We start from the raw sequence: 16869 nt of genomic DNA, 5'->3' as shown, positions 1-16869 counted from the left end.
GCCGGGCCGACGATGATTTCAATTATCTCACTGAGAAAGGTTCTCTTATGTCCGTTAATTTTGCACGCAGCGGCGTTGCAGCGGTAATTTTTGTTGTTTCCGCCCAGAGTGCCCTGGCCGATCTGAGTGCCCAGGACGTCTGGGCTGACTGGAAAGCGTATCTGACCAGCACCGGTTACACGGTTTCCGGCACTGAAGCTGTTTCGGGCAGCACCCTGACTGTCTCCGATGTCTCGATGGTCATGCCGATCCCGGATGAGGACGGCTCCGGCACGGTGAGCATGCCGGAAATCCAGTTTGTGGAAAACGGCGATGGCACCGTCAACGTGCTGCTGCCTGCGGAATTCCCGATGGGTTTTGATTTCACCGCTGAAGGTGAGAGCTTTTCGGGCAAACTGATCTATGCCCATGACGGCACCCCGATGAAAGTATCGGGCGACGCCGAAAGCATGAGCTATGATTACAGCTCGTCCAATGTCACCATGACGCTGGATAGTCTGACTGCAGACGGCGAGGCCGTGCCGGCGGACGTGGCGAAAATTCAGATCGTCATGAACGACGTTGCTACCAAGACCGATATGAAAATCGCTGGCGCGCGCAACTATGACCAGACGCTGACTGCTTCCAGCCTGAGCTATGACATGGGCTTTAACGATCCCGAAAGCAACAGCACAGGCTCTTTCAAAGGCGCCCTGCAGGGCCTGAACTTTATCGGCACCAGCACCGTTCCCGCTGATCTGGAAAGCCCCGATATGACAGCGCTGCTGGCAGCCGGATTTGCCTTTGACGGCATCTTCACTTTTGACAGCGGCAATGGTTCCGTCTCCGGTGTGGACGGCAGCGAAAACTTCGCCATGGAAAGCAACTCCCAGGGCGGCTCGATCGCGGTGGCGATGGACAAGCAGCATCTGACCTATGATGTGTCCCAGACCGGCACCAATGTGAATATCTCCGGTTCCGAGATCCCCTTCCCGCTGGCGCTCAGCATGGCGGAGACCGGTTTCAAACTGATGATGCCGCTCGCCAAATCCGACGAAGAGCAGGACTTTGCCCTGGGCATTACCCTGCGCGACTTTGCGGTTCCGGATATGCTGTGGGGCATGGTCGACCCGACCGGCCAGCTGCCGCATGATCCTGCCACCGTGGTGCTGGACCTTGCCGGCAAGGGCAAGGTGCTGTTCGACCTGTTTGACCCGGAAGCCATGGAATCGGTGGAATCCGGCGAAGAACAGCCGGGCGAACTGAACGCGCTGACCGTGAAACAGCTGCAGGTCACCGCAGCAGGCGCCGAGCTGACCGGCACTGGCGACTTTACCTTCAACAATGAAGATCTGGTCAGCTTTGACGGCATGCCTGCCCCCTCGGGTGAGGCTGACCTCAAACTGACCGGTGCCAACACCCTGATCGACAAGCTGATCGGGATGGGCCTGATGTCCGACAGCGACGCCATGGGCGCGCGGATGATGATGGGCATGCTGGCCGTGCCGGGCGAGGGCGAAGACACACTGACCTCGAAGATTGCGATCTCCGAGGACGGCCAGATCCACGCCAATGGCCAGCGCATCAAATAACCGTCAATTCCCTGACAGGTTTTACAAAGGGGCTACTATGTGCAGCCCCTTTTTTGCTGCCCGCCCTTGCGGCAAGCCGCCTCACTGGATAGCTCTGGAAGGGAGCAGAACAGAAGGTGCCCATGACCCAGTCCCCCGAAGCGCTTTGCCACGCCCTGATTGATGCCGCCCGCAAGTCCGGCGCGGATGCCGCCGATGCCATGGCCGCGGAAGGCAGCTCCCTCAGCATAGAAGTGCGGGAAGGCAAGCTGGAGCATGCGGAACGCTCTGAGGGCACTGACCTGGGCTTGCGGGTATTCGTCGGCAAACGGCAGGCGCTGGTTTCATCATCGGATATGCGCCCGGAGACCATCGCAGCAATGGCCGAACGTGCGGTTGCCATGGCCAAGGAAGCACCTGAGGACCCTTATGCAGGCCTAGCTGATCCGTCGCAGCTGGCCAAAAACTGGAACCTGGCAGAGCTGGAGCTGGAAGACCCGCGCGGCGAGCCGGAGCCTGCTGCCCTGCAGTCTGACGCATTGGCGGCAGAGGCCGCCTGCCAGGAAATCGACGGCATTACTCAGGTGCAGTCCGCAGCTGCAGGTTATGGCCGCCACGTTGTGCATATGGCCGCAACCAATGGGTTTTCCGGCGGCTACCAGCGTACCGGGCGTTCCCTATCCTGCACCGGGATTGCAGGCAGCGGAACAGGTATGGAGCGTGACTACGACGGGGATTCCCGCACTTTTCAGGCCGACCTGCGCAGCGCTCAGGACATTGGCCGCACTGCCGGTGAACGCGCGGTAGCCCGGCTGGGCGCCCGAAAGCCCAAGACCGGCAGCTTTCCGGTGCTGTTTGACGAGCGCATCTCTTCCTCTCTGATCGGCCACTTGCTGTCTGCTGTCAATGGGGCGGCGATTGCCCGCGGCTCCTCTTGGCTGAAGGGGTCATTAGCTGAGCAGGTTTTGCCCGAAACCCTGTCCATTATTGAGGACCCGCACCGCCCGCGCATTTCCGGCTCCCGCCCGTTTGATGGCGAGGGTCTGCCGACCCGCAAGCGCACTGTCGTTGCCAACGGCGTGCTGACCGGCTGGACGCTGGACCTCGCCTCGGCCCGAAAACTGGGCCTTGAAAGCACTGGCAACGCCGCCCGCGGCATCGGCGGCGTGCCCTCTCCCGCGAGCTGGAATCTTGCGCTGACTGAAGGACAAGCCAGCCGCGATGATCTGATTTCGCAGATGGGCACCGGTCTCTTGGTGACGTCGATGATCGGCTCCACTATCAACCCCAACAACGGCGACTATTCCCGCGGAGCCTCGGGATACTGGGTGGAAAACGGCGAGATCGCGTATCCGGTCAACGAATGCACCATCGCGGGCAATCTGCTTGATATGCTGCGGCGGATCGTTCCCGCCAATGACGCGCGCCGGCACCTGTCGACCGTGGTCCCGTCACTGCTGATCGAAGGAATGACCCTTGCCGGCAACTGACCTTTCCCTGCTTGTGAAAGCGGCGGAACAGGCCGGCGATATTGCGTGCCGTTTTTCCGGTCCCGAAGCCAAACGCTGGGACAAGCCAGGCGGAGCTGGTCCCGTGACCGAAGCCGACCTGGCAGTCAATGCTATGCTCGAAGACATGCTGCAGCAGGCGCGGCCCGGCTATGGCTGGCTGTCGGAAGAAACCGAAGACAATGACGCGCGGCTGTTGCGCGAAAAGGTCTTCATCATCGACCCCATCGACGGCACCCGCAGCTTTGCCGAAGGGTCCCGCACCTGGGCGCATTCCTTTGCCGTCGCTGAACAAGGTGAGGTGACCGCCGCCGTGATCTACCTGCCGCAGCGGGAGCTGATGTACACTGCCGCCAAGGGCCAGGGGGCGGATTGCAATGGCAGCCCGATCCATGTGTCCCCCGCCACAGAACTTTCCAGTTCTGAAGTGCTGGCCGCCAAACCCAACCTGCAGGCCCATCACTGGCTGGGCGGCACCCCGCCTGAGTTCATCCGCAGCTACCGGCCCTCGCTTGCCTACCGGCTGGCCAAGGTCGCAGACGGCCGTTTCGGCGCCATGCTGACGCTGCGCCCCAGTTGGGAATGGGACATAGCGGCGGGCGATCTGCTGATACGCGAGGCAGGTGGGATCCTTACCGATCAAACCGGCCGCCCATTGTGCTTCAACAATCCGCATCCGCGCCTGAACGGGGTGGTTGCCGGAAATCCGGCCCTTCAGAATTCGCTGCTGACGGCGCTGGACCCGAATGCGCCTGGCATCGCTGGACATTAGACCGGACTGGCTTTAAGCGGCAGCAGCAGCGCTATCGTCATACCCAAATTTTTCACAGACAAGCCCGCATGTTGCAGGTACCTTGGGCCGGAAATTTCAGATCGAGCCAGATGCAACGGCGAACCGCAGCACCCAACCGCACTTCCGTTCTGCAGCCCCGCCCCAAAGGAGAGCTGTTGTGGGTGCACGCAACCACCCCTGAACGCTATCAAGCGCTTTGCGATATCGGCCGCCGCCTCAAATCCCTGCGCCCGGACTTGTCGGTGCTGGCAAGCTGGGAACCCGGACTGCGGCTGACCGGTACAGTTGGCTGCGATATTCCGATTGGCCCGCTGCCTGAAGACACCTTGGCCGAGGCCCGCGGGTTTTTGAACCATTGGCGGCCCGACGCTTGCATCTGGACCGGCCCGCCAGCACGGCGGGTGCTGCTTCGGCAAATGCGCGAGCGCAGTACCGGGTTACTGCTGGCGGATCTTCTGGAGGATGAAATGCCCAACCGCACCAGCCGCTGGCTGCCGGACCAGCGGCGGCGGCTGCTGGACGGGCTGACCTGCATCCTGACCCCGTCCAAATCCGTGCAGGCCCGGCTGGCCCGGATCGGACTGCCAGCAGAACGGGTGCAACTGGCCGGCAAGCTGCGGGTGTCTGCAATTCCGCCCGGTTGCAATGACGAAGAGCTTTCTGCCATGCAACAGACCCTTGGCAGCCGACCGGTCTGGCTCGCCGCCCATACCAAGCTCAGCGAACTGCCCCGTATCCTGGACGCGCATCGCGGCGCATTGCGGCTGCTGCACCGGCTGCTGCTGGTGGTCGCGCTGGAAGACGGCGCGGATCTTGCAGCAGCCCGCCGCCAGCTGCAGAACAGCGGGCTGTATTTTGCCGATTGGGAAGACGGCGGTGAACCCGAGGACCTGACGCAGGTGCTGTTGGCGGGCAGCGAGGATTTGGGATTGTGGTACCGCCTGTCTCCAGCCGCGCTGATCGCCAGCAGCCTGGATCCTATGGCGCAGGGCCAGTCGCCTTTGGACGCCGCAGCCTTAGGCTCGGCACTGCTGCACGGACCGGGTATTCACGCGCATCGGGACCTTTATGAAAGACTGGCCGCGGCGGGCGCTGCCCAGCCGGTGCTGACCCAATCGGAACTGACCGATGCTGTCATTGCGCTATCTGCTCCGGACAAGGCCGCCGAAATGGCGCTGGCCGGCTGGCAGAGCGTCACCGAAAGCGCCGCCACAGCCGACATGTTACTGGAAAAGGTCCAGACCCTGCTGGACCAGCGCGAGGATACCGATGCGGGCACCTGAATTCTGGCACAAACCACCGGGAGATTTTAACTTCCGGGCAGCATTGCTGGCGCCGCTTGGCTGGGTCTATGCGCGCGCCACCGCTTCCCGGGTCGCCAAAGGCAACCCGGTGCGTGCCGGTGTCCCGGTGATCTGCGTTGGCAATCTGAATGCTGGCGGCACCGGCAAGACGCCCACTGTGATCTGGTTGCTGGAAACGCTGCGCAATCAGGGGCATGAACCGCATGTTGTGACCCGCGGCTATGGCGGCACCATGGAGGGACCGGTGCAAGTCTTGCCTGGCCGCCACAAAGCCGCGCAGACGGGGGATGAACCGCTTCTTCTGGCCGCCTTTGCCGAAGTTTGGGTTGCCAAGGACCGCGCCGTCGGCGTAGGCGCCGCAGCAGACGCTGGGGCAACCGTCATTGTGCTGGATGACGGATTTCAGAACCCCGCGGTGGCCAAGGACCTGTCACTGATCGTGGTGGACGCGCAGCAGGGCTTCGGCAATGGCCGCTGCCTGCCGGCCGGCCCATTACGGGAGCCGGTTGCCATTGGCCTGAAACGGGCTGACGCGGTGCTCTCGCTTGGGCCTGGGGAGGCCCAGAAGAAATTTGCCACAGCCTGGGGAAGCCATCTGCAGGGCTTGCCGTATTTCACTGGTGCGCTGGAGCCATTGCAAACCGGGATGCCCTGGAACGGCACACGCGTTCTGGCTTTTGCCGGCATCGGCCACCCGCAGAAATTTTTCAACACCCTGCGCAGCCTTGGCGCCGATATCGTCCGCGCCGAAGCGCTTGACGATCACCAGCCGCTTTCACCGGCGCTGATGAACCGGCTGGAGAACGAAGCCAAACTGCTGAACGCCCAGCTTGTCACGACAGAAAAAGACGCCGTCCGCCTGCCGGACAGCTTCCGCTCCAAGGTCATTACCTTGCCTGTGCGGCTGCAGGTTGCAGGAGATGATGGGTTAAAGGAACTGTTGAAGAAAGCCGCGCCTGCACCCTGACCCCCAGCGCAATCCAAAGCCGCCGGGGCGCGCCTGCCCGGTTTGCTCTGCCCTGAAAAGCCCAGGCACACGGCCCGGGCTTAAATTTTTTTCTGGAAGAGCTTAGCCTTCCAGCTCTGCGTCCAACAGCGTCTTGAACTCTGTATAAGACTGATTGGAAATCTTTTCACCATTCAGGATGAATGACGGCGTTGCCTCGATGCCGTGCTCAGTGGCGTTTTCCTGATACCAGGCCACCAGGGTTTGCGCTTTCTCGCCATCCTGCAGGCAGGCTTCCAGCTGCTCATTCTCGATCCCCGCCAGGCGGCCGATCTTGCGCAGCTCATCGACAATCTCGGTTGCGCCGCCGGCCCGCGTCCATTCGGACTGGCCCTTATAGATCAGATCGGAAATACCAAAGAACTTATCCGGCCCGCTGCAGCGTGCAATCATCGAGGCCCACAGCCCGTAGCGGTCGAAATAGACCTCGCGGTAGATGAACTTGACCTTACCGGTATCGATGTAGTCGGCCTTCAGCTTCTTGAAGGTTTCATTGTGAAAGCTGGCGCAATGCGGGCAAGTGTAAGAGGCGTATTCGATCAGCGTGACCGGCGCGTCCTCGGCCCCCAACGTCATCTCGGCGATTGTTGAGATGTCCACCTCGGCCTCCTGCGCAACAGCGGCGCCAACCAGCGGGTTCTGCGGTAGATTGTTCTGGGTGTTGAATCCCGACAGGGCATAACCGCCCGCAACAACCGCAACCGCGGCAAAGACACCAGACATCAGACGGGTCATTTGAACCCCTTTCCTTGCGTTTTCTGTTTTGTCAGCACGTTCTGCCCCAGGCGTTCCAGGGCGGCGCGCAGATCATCGTTTTCCACACCGGCAGCCGCCTGGCTGGCAGCCGCAGTATCCTGCGGGTCGGGCTGCCGGGGCGCTTGCACTTTGGGGGCATATTTGAATTCCACGCGGCCGTCGGAAAATCCCGTCGGTGCCGTTTGCGTGATCCGTACCTTGGAGATGGCATTGAAGCCATAAACCGCGTTCACCCGCTCACGCAGGCGTTCTTTTTGCATTTCGAGCATTGGCGCGTTGGCTCCGGTCGTCAGCACCGTCAGCGTTGCCCCAAAGGAACCGCGCCCGTAGCCCACGTTCACCGGACGCGCCATGGCAGCGATATCCGGACCGGCGATCTCTTCCCAGTGGGTCAGCAGCCGCGACACCGCAAAACCACGGCTTTCCCCCGCCTTGCGGATCTGCTCGTTTAGGAGCTTGGAGGTTCGTGCGAACCCGCGTGTGGTACTGCGCCTGAATGCCATGATCTAGCTTTTGCGTGACTGCCTGCCCTATTGTAAAGAGCCGGAATGCAGGCGCCAGCCAAACCGCGAGCCAAGGAATAACGAATGCGTGACTTGATCAGTAATTCCGCCGCGATGAGCGGAGACCTGCTTGCGTGGTATGACGTCCATGCCCGCGGGATGCCCTGGCGGGTGGGGCCCGCAGAGCGTGCGGCAGGCAAACGCCCCGATCCATACAAGGTTTGGCTCAGCGAAGTGATGCTGCAGCAGACCACGGTGGCCGCGGTGCGGGACTATTTCCTTCGCTTCACCAGCCGTTGGCCCACCGTATCCGATCTTGCCGCGGCGGCGGACGCCGAGGTCATGGCCGAATGGGCCGGCCTTGGCTACTATGCCCGCGCCCGCAACCTTCTGAAGTGCGCCCGTTCGGTCGCAGGCGGTTCCGGTGGAGAGTTCCCGGACAATTACGATGACCTGCTAAAGCTGCCTGGTATCGGCCCCTACACCGCCGCCGCCATCGCCTCGATTGCGTTTAACCGCCCAGAGACCGTTCTGGATGGTAATGTGGAGCGGGTGATGGCCAGGCTGCACGACATTCACGACCCGCTTCCCGGTGTGAAACCTGTTTTAAAAGAACGTGCTGCGGAATTGACCCCGTCTCAGCGGCCCGGTGACTACGCCCAGGCGGTGATGGACCTTGGCGCCACCATCTGCACGCCCCGTAACCCGGCCTGCGGCATCTGTCCCTGGCGCAATCCCTGTGCTGCGCGGGCTGCAGGCACTGCGGTTGAGCTGCCGAAAAAGGTGCCGAAAAAACCAAAACCCACCCGGAGCGGCATCGTTTACCTGGCGAAATCCGCCGACGGCACATGGCTGCTGGAACGGCGGCCAGACAAGGGGCTGCTGGGCGGCATGCTGGGCTGGCCCGGTTCGGAGTGGAGTGACGCCCCGGGTCCGAACCCGCCTTTTGAAGCGGATTGGCAAGAGCAGGATGGGGAAGTGCGCCACACTTTCACTCATTTCCATCTGATCCTTCGGGTGATGACGGCCGAATTGCCAGCAGGTTATAACCAGAATGCAGCGCAGGAACTGATACCACACCACGACTTCCGCGCCGCCAGCCTGCCCACAGTAATGCGCAAGGCTTTCGATCTTTATCAAGGCCTCTAAAGAACCCGGCGCCGCTCTTGGGTTTTCAGATGTTAGGGCATAGTGTCAGCGCAAACGCGCGCTGATTGATTTGGGAGACACAGGCATGATCGCCCCCGAAACCCTTGCCCGCTGGCAAAGCGCCCTGCCGTTCTGGATGTCCTTTTTGCTGTTGCCGCTGGTTTGGGTCACCGCTCTTTGCGGCGGTTGGACACTGATCCTGCCGCCGCTGGTAACCTGGCATCTGTTTGCGATGCTGGACGGGGCATTCGGGCTGAACCTGGAGAACGCCGACCCGGAAACGCCGGACAGAGACCTCACTTGGTACAAGGCGCTGACCGCTGCTTGGGTGCCCCTGCAATTCGTCACGCTGTTCGGATTGATCTGGTACGTCAGCGGTGCCGATCATCTGAGTGCATTTGGCAAATTCGCTGTTTTCTTTGGGGTCGGCGTCGTGACCGGCGCCGTGGGTATCACCTACAGTCACGAGCTGATGCACCAGTCCAGCCGGGTTGAGCGCTGGCTGGGGGATATCCTGCTGGCTATGGTGATGTACTCGCATTTCCGGTCCGAGCACCTGCTGGTGCATCACCGCTATGTCGGCACTCCGCGCGACCCGGTGACAGCCCGCTATAACGAGGGGTTCCACCGGTTCTACCCGCGTGTGTTGCGGCAATGCTGGCATTCCGCATTCCGCGCTGAACGGGAGAAGCTGGCGAAGAAGAACCGCCACTGGACCGACCGTTCGAACCCGTTCTTCCGCTATTGGGCGCTGCAGGCCGCGATGCTGCTGCTGGCGATGCTGCTGGGCGGGCTGACCGGGGTGCTCTTGTTTCTGGTGCAGGCCGGGGTCGCCATCTGGCAGCTGGAGGTGGTCAACTATGTCGAGCATTATGGGCTGACCCGCAAACACTTGGGCGATGGCAAATACGAACCCGTGCAGCCACGCCACTCGTGGAATGCGGCGCATAAGGCGTCGAACTGGCTGCTGATCAACCTGCAACGCCATTCGGATCATCACTACAAACCAAACCGCCGCTTTCCGCTGTTGCAGAACTATACTGAAGCCGACGCGCCGCAGCTGCCTTATGGCTACCCGGTGATGACCGTCGCTGCGATGATCCCGCCCTTGTGGCGCCGGGTAATGAACCCGCGGGTGCGGCGCTGGCGTCAGACGTATTACCCCGAGATCACCGATTGGCACGCCTACAACAAAGCGCAGAATCCGGTGCCCCGATAGCCTTACGCCCAGGCTAGAACCGTCATCGGCTGATCCAGCCCGCGCACCTCTTGATCCGGATGCCGGGTGTTGCCGTCCAGCAGGTCCAGGCCGGCCTGCTCCGCCCTCACCTGCGCGGCCAGCGTTTCGCTGATCACAATCCCGGCCTGCAGCTTGCGGGTCAGGTTCTCCAGCCGGGCGGCAATGTTCACTGTCATCCCCAGCACCGCAAACTCCAGCCGGTTGGAGCCGATGTCGCCCAGCAACGCTTCGCCATAGTGAATTCCGATCCCGGCGCGGATTTCCGCCTTACCCTGACGGGCGCGTTCCCTGTTCCATGCGATCAGCGACTCGCGCATGGAATGGGCACAGGCCAGTGCATTGGTGGCATCCTGCCGGCCTGCTACCGGCGTTCCAAAAGTCGCCATCAGCCCGTCGCCTAAGTATTTGTCCAGCGTGCCGTGATGGCGGAACACCTCGCGCTCCATCCGGCCGTGGAATTCCCGCAAGAGGTCAATCACCATTCGCGGGTCCATCCCCGAAGACAGTCTGGTAAAACCTACAATATCGATGAACAGCACTGCCACATTTTCGCTTCGCACCTGTTTCAGCGGCTCGTCGTTCTGCGACAGCTGATCCACCACATTGGGCGAGAAATAGCGCGACAGATTGGCCCGCTCCCGCTCCAGGCTGGCGTTGCTCCTCAGCAGCGCGTTGAACCGGCGCACCGAAAAGCCCAGCGTCACCGCCACCAGCACAAAGACCACGGCCTCCTGCACCCGCAGCTGGATCACAAAACTGTTTGGGTCAAAAAACTCCGCCAGTTCCGGGGCAAAGCCAAGCGCCGCGGCCACAGCTTCCGAAAGGCCGGGAACCGGGGTGGCAAACCACCAGGCCAGCGCCAGCGCGCTGAGCCACATCGTCGCCGTCCATGTGCCGATCGCAATCACTGTGCGCCAGGAATAAGCCATGGTGCCTGCGGCCAAGATGACAAAGAAATACTGAAAGTTATCAAACCGGTACTGCATAGCCACCGGTATTTCGCGGGCGTCAAACGGGTTGGGCATGACCAGACCGATGGTCATGATGAGAAGATCAAGGAAGATCAGAAACAGCTCCAGCCGTGACCTTCCCACTTTTCCCACCCGGCTGATGAACCAGCCGTTGAGGCACAAAAGCGCAAGGATCCCATGATAATAGAGAATCTCCCAGGCCGGGTTCAGGAAGACGATGAAGACTGCGATAATGGGCAGTGCGATCCAGCGGGCCCGTACTGCCAGCTGCAGCCCCCGCTGTTTATGCGCATCCAGGGCCGCTTCGGCAAATCTGTTTTCCGCAGTTGAAATTTTCTGGCCGCCGGTTCCAGGTTCCTGGACAGCTCCGGTTCCGGAGATAAGTGCGGTATCGGTCATGGGCTTTCCCCTCTTCCCGCTGGCTGCCGCAGCGTCAGTATTGCAGATAGTTGCGCTGTTCTGATCAGGGAATAGCGCATCACAGCGCAGAAACTAAAAAACCCCGCCTGATGCAGGCGGGGCAAGGTGTGCGCCTGCGCATTATGCACAGGCGCCTGCAATAGGTTTTCACGTTCACAAAAGCCCCGGGCCTCAGTTCTGCATCTCAGCCCGGATCTGCTGGCGCAGCACGTCGATCGGCACTGTCTTGCCCTCGCGCTTGAAACACCAGTAGGTCCAGCCGTTGCAGGACGGCGCGTTTTCCAGATGAGCGCCCACCTGATGAATCGAACCTTTGATGTTGTCGCCAATCAAAGTGCCATCGGCGCGCACCTTGGCCTTGTGGCGGCGGTTCATCGAATACAGCTCCTCGCCCGGGCGCAGCATGCCGCGCTCCACCAGCTGGCCAAAGGGCACCCGCGGTGCTGCGCGTTTGCTGGCGGACACTTCCAGGGCCTCGCGGTCGAACTTGCGCACAGCCTTGATGCGTTTCTCCGCCACCTTGCGATAGGCTTCCTCGCGTTCGATGCCGATGAACTCGCGTCCGAGCATCTTGGCCACAGCGCCGGTAGTGCCAGTGCCAAAGAACGGATCCAGCACCACATCGCCCGGGTTTGTCGAGCCGACCAGGATCCGGTGCAACAGCGATTCCGGCTTTTGCGTCGGATGCGCCTTGTCGCCGTTTTCATCTTTCAGCCGCTCATGTCCGGTGCAAATCGGCAGCACCCAGTCGCTGCGCATCTGAATGCCCTCGTTCAGCGCCTTCAGCGCTTCGTAGTTGAAGGTGTATTTCGCGCCTTCCGACTTGGACGCCCAGATCATCGTCTCATGCGCGTTGGTGAACCGCTTGCCGCGGAAGTTCGGCATCGGGTTCGACTTGCGCCAGACCACATCGTTCAGCACCCAATAGCCTGCGTCCTGCAGCGCCGATCCGACACGGAAAATATTGTGATAGGAACCGATCACCCAGATAGACCCGTTCGGCTTCAGCACCCGGCGCGCCGCCTTGAGCCACTCGCGGGTGAACTGGTCATAGACCGCAAAACTGGAAAACTGGTCCCAGTGATCATCCACGGCATCGACTTTGGAATTGTCGGGACGGTGCAGCTGGCCTTTCAGCTGCAGGTTATACGGCGGATCCGCAAAGATCAGATCGACCGAATTGGCCGGAAGACTGTTCATCGCCTCGATGCAATCGCCGCCCATAATCGTGTTTAAAGGGAGCGCTGCCGCGCCCTTTGTCATAGTTTTGTTCATTGCTCTGCCTCATACCCGCGGCGCATTTTTGCGCTCATTAGGTTGTCCACAGGATGAGTCATCGCGGATTCGAGGTCAATTTGTTTATTAGAACAACACCCTACGGTTCACTCTTGATACAAGATGTTGTGTACGGGTTTGAATGACCGCCGATGATGTGGGGTCACACCTAATTCAACTAGCGCCTCGCGGTGCTGTTTCGAGGGGTAGCCTGCGTTTTTCTCCCAGCCATATCCAGGAAACTGTTGCGCCAAATCCACCATGACCCTGTCACGCACCAGTTTGGCAATAATCGACGCCGCCGCGATGGAGACTGATTTGGCATCTCCTTTGACCACAGCTTCCGACGTCAAAGCCAATCCTTTGGGTATCAGGTTGCCATCTATCAGCAGATAGTCCGGTGCCGGATCCAAGGCTGCTACTGCGCGCTCCATCGCCAGATGCGAGGCACGTAAAATATTCAGGGAATCAATCTCTTCGACTGAGGCGTGGGCAACGGACACCTGACCAGCGGCCAGAATTTTTCCTTCCAGCGCTTCGCGTTTTTTCAAGCTCAGTTTCTTGGAATCGTTGAGCCCCTCAGGAATAGCAGAGATGTCCAGCACCACCGCTGCGGCAGTGACCGGCCCGGCCAGCGGGCCGCGGCCCACCTCGTCCACTCCGGCTATTCTCAGGTACCCTTTGGCAAGGGCGGCATCTTCCAGGCTGTAGTCAGGTTTTGTCATGCCAGTGAGAAAGCCAATTCGAGCCGGAATTTCAACCCGCACAAAAAAGAGGGGGCCGAAGCCCCCCAAGTTGCTGCTGCCCGAAAGCGGAATATCGTTAGCGGTTGACCATCCGGAAGCCATGCTGCTTCAGACAGCGGGGTTTGTAGCCGGTGCGGTTGCGTTTGCCGTTCCAGAAGGTCACCTTGCAAGCCCGCGGCAATTTCTGCGTGTACCCGTAATTGCGGTCGAGACAGCCTTTGCCGGCCAGCGGATAGTTGCGGCTGTAGCGCGGAAAATAGCGGACACACTGTGCCGGCAAGTCATAACGGTGCACCCGCGGCGGCAGCGGTTTCACATGCCCGCCATGGCGGTTGTGCGAGTTATGCCTGTGGCCGCCATGCCCATGGCCGCGCGGCGGGTTGTAAGTCCGGGTTACTGCGTGATCGTCGTCTTTCCTGGCATCATTAATGGCCGCACCAAGAATCCCAAGCAGGGCCATGCCGGCAATGAATTTGGCGACATCCTCGTCTGCACGGGCAGGCGCTGCCGAGAAACCGGTAATGGCAATAGAGGCTGCCACGATCATGGCAATGAATTTGCGGTGCGGCTTGGAACCATATGTCTGGGCCATTTCGGGACCTTTCTTTTGATTGTCGGATGCGCAGCCTGTGCGCTTGGATGTCTCCAACCTGGCCCCACCCCCTTCAGACAGGCAATATCGGCCGCTTGTTATCGGATATCAGCAGTCTCAACCCCCTGCGGTTATTGAATTTCAAGGCCCGCCGCCGCAGGATGCCCATATGAAACAGAACCTCCTGATCCCCGCACTTGCGGCTGCCCTTCTGGCGCTATCGCTGCCAGCCCAGGCGGCAGATTGCTATGCCGACTACAAGGCCAAGCAAGACAATCCGCTGCGCCTGCACTACGGCGTGATCCAGCTCTCCGGCGCCTGCAAGAAAAAGGCCGCCCGGCGCGAGGTCCAGGCCCGTATTGCACCCGGCGGCTGGAAGCTTTTGAATGTCCTGTCCGTCTTCGGCCCCGAAGGCCTGCAGCAAAGGAAGGCCAATGCCGGATCCTACTATCTCCGTTTCTGAGGCCCGCGCGGCTGGCAGCAGGGTGATCGCGCTCGGCATTGCAGCGATTGTTGCCCTTTTGGTGATTGCCGGCACGGTTCTCTTGCTGACCCTGCCCGATGCCAATGCCTTTAACGCGCGGGTTGAGCAGCTGTTTGTCGAAAACGATCTGACAACCCAGGCCGAGATCAAGCTGCTGGAAATCCTGGCCCAGTCCGGCACTGCCTTTGCCGACACGCTGACCAGTTACCGGATGGTGATTTTTGTCTTGCTGCTGTTTGCCACTGCAATGATGGTGGCTGCATTGACGGTGCTTGGCATGCTGGTGATGCTCAACCGCCGCATGGCGCAGATCGAACGCTCCGGCATCCAGGTGAACGAACTTCTGATCAGCCGCGATGAAAACACTGTCTACCTGAACAACATGGGGTTCAAACTGACGCCCGCCGCGATGGAAACTCTGGCGGTTCTGGCGGAGGCCCGGCTCGACGATGACGTGCTGTCAGGCGCCGAAATCGAAGCAGTGATTTCCGGCCGCATCTCCGCCGACTGCGAGGAAGCCGCTGGCGCCACCCGGATAAAACGCCTGCGGGACACGCTGGGCAACCAGATGGTGAGTGAGCTGCTTGTCAAAAACATCGCCAAGCGCGGTTATGTGCTGGCCATCAGCAGAGACGTGATCCGTATGGTCTGAACCGTCTGGCTCCGCTTTGCTCAACATCATGTGTTCAACTCTGGATTTTCCGCCCCCAGACCCCACATAGTCCAGAACCGGCCCACGCCGGCCGGTCCTGGTTTTCAGCACATTTCCGGCGCAACGGACAAGGACCTCAGGGATGGATGCACAGGTACACGCACCGCATCGGGGCTACGGCATTGTTATCGAGCCGCTTCAAGGTTTGGTCACGGCCCGGCGCAATGGCACCGTTCTGGCGCAAAGCTCCCGCGCCAAGGTGATGTATGAAACCCGGCTTCCCCCAGCGATCTATTTTCCCTCGGAAGACGTGACAGCACAGCTATCGTCCAACACCCCCTTGCAAACCTTCTGCCCCTTCAAAGGCACGGCCAGTTACCGCGACATGCTGTTAACTGGCGGCGGCATACAGAACGCTGTCTGGTCTTACGACGAGGCAATGCCGGAGGCAGCAGCCATATCCGGCCATATTGGCTTTATGCCTGGCGCCGAGGCCGAATTCGATCTGGGCAGCAACAGCGTAGAAATGCCGGACTACGGCAATATCTCCGGCCCGGTGATCGACTGGCTGCTGCGGGACGCCGCCCTGGTTCCGACCCCCGAAGACCTGACGGCCGCTCTGGCTGAAAAATTCGTCGAGCAAGGCATCTATTTGTCCCGCATGTCCGTCATGGCATGGTCGCTGCACCCGCTGATCGCGGGCAAGAACTACATCTGGCAAAAGAAAACCGGCGAGGTCACCACCTACGCGCCGTCTTACGAAATCCACGACCACCCAGCCTATCAGAACAGCCCGCTGCGCCACGTCTCCAACGGCATGGGCGGTGTGCGCCACCGGCTCGGCTGTTGCCGGTCCGCAGATGCGTTTCCGATCCTTGAAGACCTGCGCAAGGAGGGGGCCACCGACTATGTCGCCATGCCGTTGCGCTTTTCCGACGGGCGCATCAATGTGCTGACCCTCACCAGTGATCACCCGAACGGCTTTTCCACGGCTAACCTGGGGCTGATCTTCGAATGCTCCGATGTGATTGCCCGCTACTATGAAATCTTCATGCAGCGCGAAAACGCGCAATCGCTGCTGGAAACCTATGTTGGCAAGCGCACCGGCGCCCGGGTACTGGGCGGCGAGATCCGCCGCGGCGACGGAGATGAAATCGACGCCGCCATCATGTTCTGCGACCTGCGCGGCTCCACCCGGCTGGAAGAGCAACTGGGCCGCCAGGACTATATCGCGCTTCTGAACCAGTTCTTCGAGACTGCCTCGACCATCGTGCATGAGCACGGCGGCGAAGTGCTGAAATTCATCGGCGATGCTGTGCTGGCGGTGTTCCCGGCCGGCAGCGATCCTGAAAGGGCCCGCAGGCAGGCCCTGAACAGCGCCCGCACCATCGTGGCCCGGTTGGAGGAAATCGCCCAGGAAGAAGACGGCCACCGCTGCGAAGCCGCCATCGGCATCGCCTACGGGCGCGTGACCTACGGCAACGTCGGCTCGCGTGAGAGGCTGGACTTTACGGTGATCGGCCAGGCCGCCAATATCGCCGCCCGGCTGGGCGACTACGGCAAGACGGTCAACCATCCGGTCATTGTCAGCCAGGACATTCTGAGCGATCCATCACAAGGCGTTTCGCTGGGTGCGGTCACCCTTCATAACGTGTCCCAGCCAGTCACCTGCTTTGCTGTCCCGGCCAAGATTGAACCGTAAGCGCCTCGGTGCTCCCCTACGCGGCGCGGCTTGACGCGGGCCAGAATTTCCAAGGCACGAGGCCGTCGATACGGCTTCTGGGATGACCGTCGAGCAACGCGCGCAGCGTGCCGGAAGGGCAGTTGACCGGATCGGCGTCGCACATTTTGCAGTTCGCGATCAAGCTGGTGAGCAATTGACCTGCCAGTGAACTTTCATCCAGAGCAAGGGTCAAGTGG

General features: G+C 60.8%; 17 protein-coding genes. 10 read left to right on the top strand and 7 right to left on the bottom strand.

Annotated elements, in window-relative coordinates:
- Positions 1–47: 47 nt before the first annotated feature.
- The 5 genes from K3557_RS19725 (at position 48) to lpxK (ending at position 6122) form a co-directional block, all read left to right on the top strand.
- Positions 48–1571, top strand: a complete 1524-nt coding sequence (locus K3557_RS19725; RefSeq protein WP_259996148.1) for a DUF2125 domain-containing protein — start codon at positions 48–50, stop codon at positions 1569–1571.
- Between the two features lie 122 nt (positions 1572–1693).
- Entirely contained in the window at positions 1694–3040 is a 1347-nt protein-coding gene (locus tag K3557_RS19720) for a TldD/PmbA family protein (protein ID WP_259996147.1), read from the top strand.
- The gene (locus K3557_RS19715; protein ID WP_259996145.1) at positions 3027–3830 is read left to right on the top strand and encodes a 3'(2'),5'-bisphosphate nucleotidase CysQ; all 804 of its coding nucleotides are present in this window, start codon (positions 3027–3029) and stop codon (positions 3828–3830) included. The genes K3557_RS19720 and K3557_RS19715 overlap by 14 nt, the downstream gene beginning before the upstream one ends.
- A gap of 182 nt (positions 3831–4012) precedes the next feature.
- Positions 4013–5134, top strand: a complete 1122-nt coding sequence (locus tag K3557_RS19710) for a 3-deoxy-D-manno-octulosonic acid transferase (protein ID WP_259996143.1) — start codon at positions 4013–4015, stop codon at positions 5132–5134.
- Positions 5121–6122 carry a tetraacyldisaccharide 4'-kinase gene (gene lpxK, locus K3557_RS19705; RefSeq protein ID WP_259996141.1) on the top strand — a complete coding sequence of 334 codons (1002 nt, stop codon included), beginning with the start codon at positions 5121–5123 and terminating at the stop codon, positions 6120–6122. Before K3557_RS19710 ends, lpxK begins: the two co-directional genes overlap by 14 nt.
- Positions 6123–6224: 102 nt before the next feature.
- Here lpxK and K3557_RS19700 read toward each other — a convergent pair whose 3' ends face one another.
- Together K3557_RS19700 and K3557_RS19695 are read right to left on the bottom strand one after the other, a co-directional pair.
- The gene (locus K3557_RS19700; protein ID WP_259996130.1) at positions 6225–6896 is read right to left on the bottom strand and encodes a DsbA family protein; all 672 of its coding nucleotides are present in this window, start codon (positions 6894–6896) and stop codon (positions 6225–6227) included.
- Complete coding sequence (locus tag K3557_RS19695) at positions 6893–7420, bottom strand: DUF721 domain-containing protein (RefSeq protein WP_134831128.1); 528 nt, start codon at positions 7418–7420, stop codon at positions 6893–6895. The genes K3557_RS19700 and K3557_RS19695 overlap by 4 nt, the downstream gene beginning before the upstream one ends.
- Before the next feature lie 84 nt (positions 7421–7504).
- Here K3557_RS19695 and mutY point away from each other — a divergent pair, with 84 nt between their 5' ends.
- Positions 7505–8569 carry an A/G-specific adenine glycosylase gene (gene mutY, locus K3557_RS19690; RefSeq protein ID WP_259996127.1) on the top strand — a complete coding sequence of 355 codons (1065 nt, stop codon included), beginning with the start codon at positions 7505–7507 and terminating at the stop codon, positions 8567–8569.
- A gap of 85 nt (positions 8570–8654) precedes the next feature.
- Positions 8655–9788, top strand: a complete 1134-nt coding sequence (locus tag K3557_RS19685) for an alkane 1-monooxygenase (RefSeq protein ID WP_259996118.1) — start codon at positions 8655–8657, stop codon at positions 9786–9788.
- A gap of 2 nt (positions 9789–9790) precedes the next feature.
- On the opposite strand, the gene K3557_RS19680 is transcribed toward K3557_RS19685, so the two are convergent.
- From K3557_RS19680 to K3557_RS19665, 4 genes are all read right to left on the bottom strand, one after another.
- Entirely contained in the window at positions 9791–11179 is a 1389-nt protein-coding gene (locus K3557_RS19680; RefSeq protein ID WP_259996116.1) for an adenylate/guanylate cyclase domain-containing protein, read from the bottom strand.
- A gap of 192 nt (positions 11180–11371) precedes the next feature.
- The gene (locus tag K3557_RS19675; RefSeq protein ID WP_024092002.1) at positions 11372–12475 is read right to left on the bottom strand and encodes a site-specific DNA-methyltransferase; all 1104 of its coding nucleotides are present in this window, start codon (positions 12473–12475) and stop codon (positions 11372–11374) included.
- A 107-nt stretch (positions 12476–12582) separates the two neighbouring features.
- Positions 12583–13200, bottom strand: coding sequence for a ribonuclease HII (locus tag K3557_RS19670; RefSeq protein WP_259999699.1), 618 nt, complete (start codon positions 13198–13200; stop codon positions 12583–12585).
- Positions 13201–13297: 97 nt separating this feature from the next.
- The gene (locus tag K3557_RS19665; RefSeq protein WP_129372478.1) at positions 13298–13813 is read right to left on the bottom strand and encodes a hypothetical protein; all 516 of its coding nucleotides are present in this window, start codon (positions 13811–13813) and stop codon (positions 13298–13300) included.
- Between the two features lie 169 nt (positions 13814–13982).
- On the opposite strand from K3557_RS19665, the gene K3557_RS19660 reads away from it, so the two are divergent.
- The 3 genes from K3557_RS19660 (at position 13983) to K3557_RS19650 (ending at position 16651) form a co-directional block, all read left to right on the top strand.
- Positions 13983–14276 carry a hypothetical protein gene (locus tag K3557_RS19660; RefSeq protein ID WP_134831124.1) on the top strand — a complete coding sequence of 98 codons (294 nt, stop codon included), beginning with the start codon at positions 13983–13985 and terminating at the stop codon, positions 14274–14276.
- A complete protein-coding gene (locus K3557_RS19655; protein WP_259988426.1) occupies positions 14248–14949 on the top strand; it encodes a hypothetical protein in 702 nt (233 codons plus the stop codon). The genes K3557_RS19660 and K3557_RS19655 overlap by 29 nt, the downstream gene beginning before the upstream one ends.
- 142 nt (positions 14950–15091) lie before the next feature.
- Positions 15092–16651 (top strand): DUF427 domain-containing protein, encoded by a 1560-nt coding sequence (locus K3557_RS19650; protein ID WP_259996113.1) that lies wholly within the window; start codon positions 15092–15094, stop codon positions 16649–16651.
- A 16-nt stretch (positions 16652–16667) separates the two neighbouring features.
- Here the strand turns inward: K3557_RS19650 and K3557_RS19645 are convergent, their stop codons facing one another.
- Positions 16668–16865 (bottom strand): transposase domain-containing protein, encoded by a 198-nt coding sequence (locus K3557_RS19645; protein WP_259996110.1) that lies wholly within the window; start codon positions 16863–16865, stop codon positions 16668–16670.
- Positions 16866–16869 lie beyond the last annotated feature (4 nt).

The sequence above is a fragment of the Leisingera sp. M523 genome (genome assembly GCF_025141335.1).
Classification (GTDB): Bacteria; Pseudomonadota; Alphaproteobacteria; order Rhodobacterales; family Rhodobacteraceae; genus Leisingera.
The sequence above is the reverse complement of the archived record's forward strand: the minus strand, read 5'-3'. Positions and strand labels throughout refer to the sequence as shown.